The organism is Kitasatospora sp. NPDC032121 (assembly GCF_055580145.1).
The window spans coordinates 709,022-720,717 of sequence record NZ_JBVILX010000003.1; the positions used below are offsets into that span (position 1 = coordinate 709,022).

The window sequence follows — 11,696 nt, forward strand, 5'->3', positions numbered from 1 at the left end:
CCGTGAAGTGCTCATTGAGGCGGGCGGGGCTGAATGCCCCGCCCGGCGCGTTGTCCTCATGTTTTCAGAGGGATCACTTAACGGCATCAGGGGAAATACGTACGGCCATCAGCCTGGCCAGCTCGGCCCGCGAGCCGACCTCCAGTTTCCGGTAGATCCGGGAGAGGTGGACCTCCACCGTGCGCGGGCTCACCTGGAGCGCCTCGGCGATCTCCCGGGTGCGCTGGCCGGTGCCGGCCAGCCGGGCCACTTCCAGCTCCCGCTGGGTCAGCAGGGCCAGGTCGTCCGCGGCCGGCGGGGCGGGCGTCGGCATCAGCGCGTGGCAGCCGCGGTCCAGGGTGCCCTCGAAGGTGTGGTCCGGGCTCGTCCGGGCGTACAGCAGCACCCCCCACTGCTCGGCCATCGCGTTCATCCGCTCCGACAGCGCCCGGGCCCGGTCCGGGCGGCCGGCGGCGGCCAGTGCCCGGGCCGTGCGCAGCCGCGCGGTCAGCTGCGGCAGCCGCAGGTGGGAGCCGTCGAAGAGTCGCTCCGCCTCCCGGTACGCGGCGACGGCCTCCCCGGCCCGGTCCTCCCGCAGCAGGAAGTGGCCTCTGGCCATCGCCGCGTACGCGGAGGTGTGCGGTGTCCCGAACAGCCGCGCGGTGCGCTCCGCCGTCTCGGCCCAGTGGGCGCCGCCCTCGACCCCGGCGGCGGTCGCCGCCCGGGTCAGCAGCTCGTGGTAGCGGGCCCGGTTCATCACGGACAGCCCCGTGACCGCGGGGGAGTTCAGCTCGACCAGCAGGCTCAGGCACCGCTCGGGGCTGCCCTGCATCAGCATCGTCTCGGCCAGCGTCAGCACCGCGGAGCCGTACCAGCTGCCCGGCCCGGGCCGCAGCGCCCGCAGCGCCTCCTCGGCCAGCGCCGAGGCCCGGCTGCTGCCCGGCGGTTCGGCGTAGGTGACGCACAGCGCCTCCTGGGCGAGCGCGTGGGTGCGCAGCTGGTCGGCGTTCAGGTAGCCCGCGAGGTCCGCCGCCCGGGCCGCGGAGCGGCGCGCGCTGGCCGGCCGGCCCTGGACCAGCTGGGTCTCCGCCAGGCCGCTCAGCAGGACCGGCAGCATCGCGTTGTGCGAGCAGTCCGACGTCAGCTCCACGCCCCGCTCGTAGAAGGACTCCGCCTCGCGCGGGCGGCCGAGCGCGAAGGCGCACCAGCCGAGCAGGGCGAGGAACTCGGTGTGCAGGTAGGCCTCGGCGGTCGGCAGCTCGTCCATCTGCCGGACGGCGGCGTCGTACGAGGCCAGGCAGGACTTGGTGCGGCCCTCGCCCAGTTCGGCCAGCGCGTGCAGCACCAGTGCGCCCGCGAGGGTGGTGGGATGCCCGTCGGTCCGGGCCAGCAGCAGCGCCTCGGCGGCCAGTCGCGGCAGGTTCCGGTGCTGGCCCAGCAGGGCGACGATGCCCCGGTAGACGGTGAAGCGGGCCAGCAGGTCGCCGTTGGGGACCTTGCTGGCGGTGAGGGCGGTCAGTTCACCGGCCAGCAGGGCGTCGGCCGCCTCGTAGCGCCCGTGCAGGCAGTCGACGAGCGCGCACAGCCGCACCGCGGAGCGGTAGGACTCGGTGGGCTGCAGAGGGGTGCCCTGGGTCAGCAGGTGCTGCAGGGTGTCGTTCTTGCAGCCGTACTCGGCGGCCCGCAGCGCCTTGGCGAGTGGGGGGATCAGGCCCAGCAGCCGTCCCGGTGAGTCACCGTTGGGGGGCAGCCCCTTGAGGGCCAGCAGCAGCCAGCGGGCGGCGTCCACGGGGGAGGACGGGACGGCCTCCTCGCCGGCCTTCGCCAGGATCTCCAGGTCCTCGCGGGTGAAGCTGCTGGCGGACAGCTCGATGTGGATGGCGCGCTCGGCGGCGGAGGTGGTCCGGCGGCTGAGCACGGTGAGCGCCCGGCGGTGCGCGCGGGCGCGCCAGCAGTGGTCGGCCTGGTCGTGCAGCATCCGGCGCAGCACGGTGTGCCGGAAGGTGAGCAGCGAGGTGGAGCCGCGCAGCGGGCGCAGGACGTCGACGTCGATCAGTTCGGTGACGATGGTGGTGAGTTCGGGGGCGGGCAGCTCGGAGACGGCGGACAGCTCCTCCCAGCTGAAGCGGTCGCCGAGGACGGCGCCGGACTCGGCGACCAGCCGCTCGGCGGGGTCGAGCAGGGCGAGTTCGGCGGCCAGCGGGGCCAGCCGTCCGGTGAGCAGCCTGGTGCCCAGCAGCGGGCTGAGCGGCGCGGTCTCGCCGAGTACGAGCAGGCAGAGGGGGTTGCCCTGGCTCTCGTGGTAGACGGCGGGCAGCCAGCCGGTGTCGGTCGGTACGCCGAGCAGCGAGGCGGCCTGGCAGAGGGTGAGCGCACCGAGTTCGATCCGTTCCACCTGTCCCGACTCGACGCCCTGGGCCAGGGTGCCCAGGAGCGGGGCGTGGGCCTGTCGCGGCCGGTGGACGATGACCAGCAGGACGGGCGCGGGGGCGGTCAACCGGACGAGGTGGTCGGCGAGTTCGAGGGACTGCGGATCGGCCCAGTGGAAGTCGTCGAGGACCAGGAGCAGCCCGCCGCCGTCGCGGGCGGAGCGTTCCAGCAGGGCGCGTACGGCCTGGGAGACGCCGAGGGGCTCCGGTCGCCGGGCGTCGGGGCCGAGTTGGGCGCAGAGCGCCGCGCGCAGCAGCGAGGCGTGTCCGGGAGAGAGTTCGGCCAGCCTCTCCGGGGTCATCACGCCCGCCAGGGCCCGGGTGAAGACGGCCAGCGGGTACTGCCGTTCGGTGGGGGAGCAGCGACCGTCGAGGACGGTGATGCCACGGGATCTGGCCGCCGCGGTCATGGGGCCGAGCAGTCTGCTCTTCCCGGAACCGGGGCAACCGATCAGTTCGATCACACCGCCCTGGCCGCCCGCCAGTCGGTCCACCGCGCGCAGTAGTTCGAGCGACTCGTCACAGCGGACGGAGGAGATGCGTTCAGGGTTGTCCGTGACCGGCAGCACATTCACCACAGCGAATTGACCTTTCCCCCGGTGGAATACGCATGATCGCTTACCGATGACACTCCGCACTGGATGATCGACACCAAGGGCTCGCGGCACGCAGGACATGAAGCGAGGGAGTCCAAGGATCGGTTGTGACGCCTGATCCGGACTCCCTCGGCACTGCACTCTATGCGAAGACAGACGATCTGTTGATCGAATCGTCATATCTAGCGTCGCGGTGTCCCGGGCTCGGCATCGCGCCCGGCTGAGCTACGCCGGGCCGGTCATCCTCGCAGTGCTGCAGGCCCTGCTCGGCTTCACCTCCGGACCCCGTCCTCCGCCTACGATCACTGACCTTTCGCATCAATCATCTAGTCGGTCAGTCTACTAAATGACTGTCTCTCAGGTTGATCACCCGCAGCCGGCGCTCGGGAGCGGCGAGGCCCCGGTCGGCTGTTGCCGACCGGGGCCGGTGCCGGGTGCGGACGGGGGCAGCCGCGCCCGGCGGATGTTCTCGGACGATCGCCCGAGAGTCAGAGGCCCGCGTGCACGGGCTGCTCGTTCTGCTGCTGGGTGTCGCCGCCGGCCGTCATCCGCCGCATGACCAGGGTCAGCAGGATGGTCAGCGCGGTGAACCCGGCGCCCCAGCTGAAGGCCGCCGTGACGCCCTCGGTCAGGACGTAGTCGGCCGCGCCCTTGGTGTCCAGGCCCGCCGGGGCCTCGGCGCCGCGGGTCGCGGCGCCGAAGACGGTCACCATCACCGCGAGGCCCAGCGCACCGCCGATCTGCTGCATCACGTTCAGCAGGCCCGACGCGGCGCCGGTCTCCTCCGGCTTGATGCCGGACATCAGGATCGTGGTGACGCCGACCAGCAGGACGCCCATGCCGAGTCCGGCGACGACCATCGGGCCGAGCAGCGCGGACAGGTAGGAGGAGGACGGCGTGATCTGGGCGAACCAGATCAGCGAGACGCTGATGGCGGCGGCGCCGACGGCCGTCAGCACCCGGGCGCCGAAGCGCGGCAGCTGCTTGGCGGCCACACTGGAGGAGCCGAGGATCAGCAGCGCCAGCGGGACGAACGCCAGGCCCGCCTTGATCGGGCTGAAGCCGCTGACCTCCTGCAGGAACTGGGTGAGGAAGAAGAACATCGAGTTGCCCGCCGCCATCACGAACAGCAGGGCGAGGTAGCCGATGGCGCGGTTGCGGTCGGCGAACAGCCGCAGCGGGGTGATCGGCTGCTTGGCCTTGTTCTCGACCACGATGAACAGCGCCAGCAGGACGATCGCCGCCACGAACGAACCGATCGTCAGACCGTCGCCCCAGCCCTGCTCGGCGGCGCGGATGAAGCCGTACACCAGCGCGGTCATGCCGAGGGTGGAGCTGAGCGCGCCGCCGAGGTCGAAGGAGCCGGGCGTGCGGTCGGTCTCGTGGATGAACATCGGGGCCAGGATCAGCAGCACCAGGCCGATCGGCACGTTGATGAACAGCACCCAGCGCCAGGAGAGCCAGTCGGTGAGCAGGCCGCCGCCGATCAGGCCGATCGCCGCACCCGAGCCGGACACCGCCGCGTAGGCGCCGAGTGCCTTGGCGCGGGCCTTCTCCTCGGTGAAGTGGGTGGCGATCAGGGCGAGCACGGTCGGTGCCGCGATCGCCGCGCCGACGCCCTGGACGGCCCGCGCGGCCAGCAGCATCCCGGCCGAGGTGGACAGGCCGCCGAGCAGGGAGGCCGCCGTGAACACCGTGACACCGACCAGCAGGCCCTTGCGGTGGCCCAGGATGTCGCCGGCCCGGCCACCCAGCAGCAGCAGGCCGCCGAACGTCAGCAGGTACGAACTCAGCACCCAGGAAAGGCCGGTGGGGGTGAAGCCGAGTGCGTCCTTGAGGTCGGGAAGGGCGATGTTCACCACGTTGACGTCAAGGATGAGCATGGTCTGGAGGGCCAGGACGAGGACGAGCACCACGCCCGGGCGCTTCTCCTTCGTCCCTGCTCCCGCGGCGCCCGTCGGGCGAGCGCCCGCAGTGGTCGCCGAAGTCTGTTCGCTCATGGGTGTGCTGTCTCCTCAGAACCTAAACGGGGACTCTCCCTGTATCCTCCAGGGAAGATACAGGGAGAGTCCCCGTTTATCAACGCCCATCAATCGGCGTGAGATCGAGCCAAGATGAGGACCAGTCAGTTCACCCCGAGCTCGCGGTCGATGAAGTCGAACAGGTCGTCGTCCGAGGTCTCGCCCAGCTGCACCTGCTCGCCTCCCTCGCCGTCCCCGCTCTCGGCCGCCTCCAGCCGCAGCAGCAACTCCCGCACCCGGCCGGTCAGCCGGTGCCGGTCCCCGCCCCCGGCGGGCAGCGAGGCCAGCCGGCGCTCCACCCGCTCCAGGTCCGCCAGCGCCGAGGCCAGCCCGTCCTCCTCGGCCGGGGCCAGCTCCTGCGCCAGGAACCGCGCCAGGTCGATCGGGGTCGGGTGGTCGAAGACCAGCGTGGTCGGCAGCCGCAGCTCGAAGGCCGTGGCCAGCCGGTTGCGCAGCTCCACCGAGGTCAGCGAGTCGAAACCGAGGTCCTTGAACGGGCGCTCGGTCCCGATCGTCCCGGCGTCGGTGTGACCGAGCACCACGGCGACATGGCCGCGCACCAGGTCCACCAGCTCCCCCTGCCGCTCCGCCTGGTCCAGCGCCACGAGCCGCTCGCGCACCGCCCGGGCGCCGTCGGGCGCCGCGCCCCCGCCGTCCGCCGCGGTGCGGCGGGTCGGGGCCCGGCCCACCAGCTCGGCGAACAGCGGCCGGGAAGCGCCGGCCGCGGCCCGGCGGCGCAGCGCCGACAGGTCCAGGCCCAGCCCCACGGCCAGCGGCTGACGGCCCGCCAGCGCCTCGTCGAACAGCGCGAGGCCCTGCTCGTTCTCCAGGGGCAGGACGCCGTCCCGGGCCATCCGGGCCAGGTCGGCCTCGCCGAGGCCCTCGGTCATGGTGCTGGCCTGCGCCCACAGACCCCAGGCCAGCGAGGTCGCGGGCAGGCCGAGGGTGTGCCGGTGGTGGGCCAGAGCGTCCAGGAAGGCGTTGGCGGCCGCGTAGTTGGCCTGGCCGGGAGTGCCGGTCAGGCCGCTGACCGACGAGTAGAGGACGAAGGCGCTCAGGTCCAGGTGACGGGTGAGCCGGTGCAGGTTCCACGCGGCGTCCGCCTTGGGACGCAGCGCGGTGGCCAGCCGCCCCGGGCTCTGCGCGGCCAGGACGGCATCGTCCAGCGCACCCGCGGTGTGCACGACGGCGGTCAGCGGGTGGTCCGCCGGGACGGACGCGAGCAGGGCGGCGAGAGCGGCCTCGTCGGCGGTGTCGCAGGCCTCGATCCGGGCCCGGGCACCGAGGTCGGCCAACTCCCGCAGCAGCTCCGCGGCACCCGGCGCCTGCGGGCCGCGGCGGCTGGTGAGCAGCAGGTGCCGGACGCCGTGCCGGGTCACCAGGTGCCGCGCGAGCAGACCGCCGAGGGTCCCGGTGCCGCCCGTGACGAGCACCGTGCCCTCCGGGTCCAGCGGGGCCGGCAGCGTCAGCAGCGCCTTGCCGGTGTGCCGGGCCTGGCTCAGGTGGCGCAGCGCCTCCGGGGCGTGGCTGACGTCCCAGGCCGTCACCGGCAGCGGGCGCAGCGCCCCCTCCTCGAACAGGGCGACCAGCTCCGCCAGCATCTCCTGGACCCGCTCACGCGGCACCCGCATCAGGTCGTAGGCGGTGTACGACACTCCGGGGAAGCGCTCGCGCACCTGCGCCTCGTCGCGGATGTCGGTCTTGCCCATCTCCAGGAAGCGCCCGCCGGGCGCCAGCAGCCGCAGCGAGGCGTCCACGAACTCCTGCGCCAGCGAGTTGAGCACCACGTCGAAGCCGCGGCCGCCGGTCGCCGCCCGGTACTGCTCCTCGAAGTCGAGGGTGCGGCTGGAGGCGATCCGCTCCTGGGGCACGCCGAGCGAGCGCAGCGTCTCCCACTTGGGGGCGCTGGCCGTGCCGTACACCTCCAGGCCCCAGTGCCGGGCCAGCTGCAGCGCGGCCTGGCCCACGCCGCCGGTCGCGGCGTGCACGAGCAGCGACTCGCCCTCGCGGACCCGGGCCAGGTCCGTCAGGCCGTAGAAGGCGGTCAGGAACACCACCGGGACGACCGAGGCGTCGGTGAAGCTCCAGCCCCGCGGCATCCGGGTCAGCCACCGGTGGTCGGTGACCGCCGCCGGGCCGACCGCGCTCGGGAACAGCCCCATCACCCGGTCGCCGACCGCCACCGAGGTGACCCCCGGCCCGGTCTCCAGCACCACGCCGGCCGCCTCGCCCCCGATCTGCGCCTCGTCGCCCGGGTACATCCCGAGGCCGATCAGCACGTCGCGGAAGTTCAGGCCGGCGGCGCGCACCCGCACCCGTACCTCGCCGGGCGCCAGCGGGGCACCGGCCTCGGGCGCCGGGAGCAGGGCCAGGTCGCTCAGACTGCCCTTGCTGCGGACGTCCAGCCGCCAGTGCTCGGTGCCCGGCGGCGGGGTGAGCAGCTCGGTGGCGGCGGCCGCGCGGACCAGCCGCGGGGCGTACACCTTGCCGTCGCGCACGGCGAGTTGGAACTCCTCGCCGGCGAGCAGGGCGGCGGTGACGGCCCCGGCCGGGCCCTCGGCGAGCGGACCGTCGAGGTCGAGCAGGCCGAAGCGGTCCGGGTGCTCGGAGTGAGCGGTCCTGACCAGGCCCCAGACGGTGGACGCCGCGAGGTCGCGGATCTCCGGGCCGGGGCGCGCGGCCACCGCACCCCGGGTGACCAGGACGAGGCGGGCGTCGTCGGGGACGCCCTCGGCCAGCCACTCCTGGGTGAGGGCGAGGGCCCGTTCGGCCAGGCCCCGGGCGTGATCGGGCAGTTCGGCGTCGGCCGGTGACTCCCCGGTGAGCGCGGCCAGGACCAGGGCGGGGGCCGACTCCCGGGCGAGGGCCGTCCTCAGGGCGGCCACGTCGGCGTGGACGGTGGCGCCCAGGGCGTCGGCGAGGCCGAGGCCGTCCGGCGCGAGGACGTGGACGCCCCGGGCGGAGGCGGCGGGGTCGAGCGGGGCGGTGGCCAGCGGCTTCCACTCCACCAGGTGCAGCGGGGTGCCCGCGGTCTCCGCGGCCCGGGCGGCCGGGCCGGCGAGGGCGGCGAAGTCCCGCAGCGAGCCGGGGCGCGCGGTGAGCGCGGCGACCGTCGCCACCGGCGCTCCTTCCGGGTCGGCCAGGTCCAGGCGCATGGTCCGCTCGCCCGCCGGGGCCAGCCGCACCCGCAGCGTGCGCGCTCCCAGCGCCGCCAGCCGTACACCGGACCAGCTGAACGGCAGCAGCACGGACCCGTCCTCGTCGGCGTCCAGCGCCCCGGAGGCGAGCGCCCACGGGTGCAGGGCGGCGTCCAGCAGCGCGGGGTGGAGGGCGTGGCCCTCCGTGGCGGCGCCCTCGGGCAGGCGGACCTCGGCGTAGTGGGTGTCGCCGTCGCGCCAGGCCCGGACGAGGCCCTGGAAGAGCGGGCCGTAGGCGTAGCCGTGCTCGGCGAGGCGCGGGTAGAGGTCGGTCAGGTCGACCGGTGTGCCGGCCGGAGGCCAGGCCGTCAGGACCCCGGCGTCCGGGTCGGTGCCGGGGACGGCGTCGGAGAGGGCGCCGGTCGCGTTCCGGGTCCAGGGGGCGGAGTCCTCGGTGCGCGAGTGGACGGCGAAGGCGCGCAGCCCGCGGTCGTCCGGGCCCTCCACGGTGAGCTGGAGTTCGACGGCGCCGGGCCCGCCGAGCACCAGCGGCGCCTCCAGGGTGAGGTCCTCCAGCGTCGCCGCTCCGGCCAGCTCCGCGGCGTGCAGCGCGAGGTCGACGAAGGCGGTGCCCGGCAGCAGCGTGGCCCCGGCGATGGTGTGGTCGGCCAGCCACGGGTGGGTGCGGGTGGAGAACCGGCCGCTGAGGACCAGCCGGTCGCTCTCGGCCAGCCGGACGGCGGTGCTCAGCAGCGGGTGGTCGGTGCCGGACTGCCCGCCGGCCGTCCGGCGGGCCGCCAGCCAGTAGTGGCGGCGCTGGAAGGGGTAGGTGGGCAGGTCGGCGTGGGGCGTGGGGGAGGCCGGCCGGTAGCAGGTGGGGGTGTGGCCGGTGGTGTGGAGGGTGGCGAGGGCGGTGGTGAAGGACTGCGTCTCGGGGGTGTTCTTGCGCAGGGTGGGGATCGCCACGGCGTCGGTGGTGAGGCTCTGGCGGGTGAGCGCGGTGAGGGTGGCGTCGGGGCCGAGCTCCAGGAAGCGGGTGACGCCCGCGGCCTCCAGGTACTGGATCCCGGGGTGGAAGCGGACGGCCTCGCGGACGTGGCGGGCCCAGTACGCCGGGTCGGTGAGTTCCCCGGTGACCGGCTGCGCGGTGAGGTTGGAGATCACCGGGATCCGGGCCGGGCGGAAGGTCAGCTTGCCGATCGAGGCCCGGAAGTCGTCCAGGAAGCCGGCCATGTGGGGGGAGTGGAAGGCGTGGCTGACCTGGAGGCGGGTGGTGCGGCGGCCCTGGGCGGCGAAGTGCGCGGCGACGGCCTCGACCGCGGGGGTGTCGCCCGAGACGACGGTGGAGCGCGGGCCGTTGACGGCGGCGAGGTCCAGCTCGCGGCCCAGCACCTCCAGCAGCGCCAGCACCTCCTCCTCGGTGGCTTCCAGGGCGGCCATCGCGCCGTCGTTGCGCGCGGCCTGCATGTAGCAGCCCCGCGCGGCGACCAGGCTCACCGCGTCCTCCAGCGAGAACACCCCGGCCACGTGGGCGGCGGCGACCTCGCCGATCGAGTGGCCGATCAGGTAGTCGGGGACGATGCCCTGCTGCTCCAGCGTCCGGTAGAGGGCGGTCTGCAGGGTGAACAGCGCGGCCTGGGTGTACGCGGTCTGGTGCAGCACCTCCGAAGCCTCGCCGCCGCCCCACAGCACCTCGTGCAGCGGACGGTCGAGCAGCCGGTCGAAGCGGTCGCAGGCGTCGTCGAAGGCGGCGGCGAACGCCGGTACCGCCTCGTAGAGTTCGCGTCCCATGCCGGGGCGCTGGCTGCCCTGGCCGGTGAACAGGAACGCCGTCTTACCCGGCCGGACCGTGCCGGTGACCAGCCCCGGGGCCTCGGTGCCCTCGGCGAGCGCCCGCAGTCCGGCGAGCAGGCTCTCGCGATCCTGGCCGAGGACGACGGCGCGGTGGTCGAAGCGGGTGCGGGCGGCCAGGGCGTGGGAGGCGGCGGTGGTGTCGGTGCCCGGCCGGCGCTCCAGGTGGGTGGCCAGGGCGCGGGCCTGGCCGCGCAGGGCCTCGGCCGACCTGGCGGACAACTGCCAGGGCAGGGCCTGGAGTTCGAGGGCGGCCGGAGCGGAGGCCGGCGGCTCCCCGGTGCTCGGCTCCGCGGCTTCCTCGACGGGCTGTTCGAGGATGACGTGGGCGTTGGTGCCGCTGATGCCGAAGGAGGAGACGGCGGCGCGGCGCGGCCGGTCGTCCGCGGTGCCCCACGGGCGGGCGTCGGTGAGCAGTCGGACGGTGCCGTCGGACCAGTCGACGTGGCTGGTGGGCTCGCTGACGTGCAGGGTGCGGGGGAGGGTCGCGTGCCGCATCGCCATGACCATCTTGATCACGCCGGCCACGCCCGCGGCGGCCTGGGAATGGCCGATGTTGGACTTGATCGAGCCGAGCCAGAGCGGGTGTTCGGTGTCGCGGGCGCGGCCGTAGGTGTTCAGCAGGGCCTGCGCCTCGATGGGGTCGCCGAGCTTGGTGCCGGTGCCGTGGGCCTCGACGGCGTCCACCTGGTCGGCCGTCAGCCGGGCGTTGGCGAGGGCCTGGCGGATGACCCGCTCCTGGCTGGGCCCGTTGGGGGCGGTGAGCCGGCTGCTGGCGCCGTCCTGGTTGGTGGCGGTGCCCCGGATCAGGGCGAGGACCGGGTGGCCGTTGCGGCGGGCGTCGGACAGGCGCTCCAGGAGGAGCAGGCCCGCGCCCTCACCCCAGCCCGTGCCGTCCGCGTCGTCCGAGAACGAACGGCACCGACCGTCGGTGGACAGGCCCTGCTGGCGGCTGAACTCCACGAAGGTGTTGGGCGTGGACATCACCGTCACCCCGCCCGCGAGGGCGAGCGAGCACTCGCCCTGCCGCAGCGCCTGGGCGGCCAGGTGCAGGGCGATCAGCGAGGAGGAGCAGGCGGTGTCCACGGACACGGCCGGGCCCTCCAGGCCGAAGACGTACGCCAGCCGGCCGGACGCCACGCTGCCCAGGCTGCCACTGGCGAGGTAGCCCTCGTACTCCTCGGGGGCGGGCTTCAGCCGCGAGGCGTAGTCGTGGTACATCACGCCGGCGAAGACCCCGGTGTCGCTGCCGCGCAGGCTGGTCGGGTCGATGCCGGCCCGCTCGACGGCCTCCCACGCGGTCTCCAGCAGCAGTCGCTGCTGCGGGTCGGTGGCCAGCGCCTCGCGCGGGCTGAGGCCGAAGAACTCCGGGTCGAACTCGGCGGCACCGTACAGGAACCCACCGTGCCGGGTGATCGACTTGCCGGTCGCGTGCGGGTCCGGGTCGTACAGGTCCTCCTCCCAGTCCCGGTCCTCGGGGAAGGTGCCGATGGCGTCCGTGCCGTCGGCGACCAGCTGCCACAGCTCCTCGGGCGTGGTGACCCCGCCCGGGTAGCGGCAGGCCATCCCGACGATCGCGATCGGCTCCTGCCGGGCGTCCTCGATCTCGGTCAGCCGCCGTCGGGCCTGCCGCAGATCGGTGGTGGCCCGCTTGAGGTACTCGCGGAGTTTCTCCTCGTTGTT

At 74.1% G+C, this 11,696-nt stretch carries 2 protein-coding genes and 2 pseudogenes; 1 reads left to right on the forward strand and 3 read right to left on the reverse strand.

Annotated features, from left to right (window positions below):
• Positions 1 to 73: 73 nt before the first annotated feature.
• The gene (locus ACZ5OX_RS13955) at positions 74 to 2,986 is read right to left on the reverse strand and encodes an AAA family ATPase (RefSeq protein ID WP_465630104.1); all 2,913 of its coding nucleotides are present in this window, start codon (positions 2,984 to 2,986) and stop codon (positions 74 to 76) included.
• Positions 2,987 to 3,111: 125 nt separating this feature from the next.
• Between ACZ5OX_RS13955 and ACZ5OX_RS13960 the strand changes: the two are divergent.
• Positions 3,112 to 3,293 (forward strand): annotated as a pseudogene (locus ACZ5OX_RS13960) (IS982 family transposase); the annotation flags it as partial.
• Between the two features lie 199 nt (positions 3,294 to 3,492).
• Here the strand turns inward: ACZ5OX_RS13960 and ACZ5OX_RS13965 are convergent.
• On the reverse strand, positions 3,493 to 5,004 hold the full coding sequence (locus ACZ5OX_RS13965) for an MFS transporter (RefSeq protein WP_449810230.1): 1,512 nt from the start codon (positions 5,002 to 5,004) through the stop codon (positions 3,493 to 3,495).
• A gap of 125 nt (positions 5,005 to 5,129) precedes the next feature.
• Positions 5,130 to 11,657, reverse strand: a pseudogene (locus tag ACZ5OX_RS13970) (type I polyketide synthase); the annotation flags it as partial.
• Positions 11,658 to 11,696 lie beyond the last annotated feature (39 nt).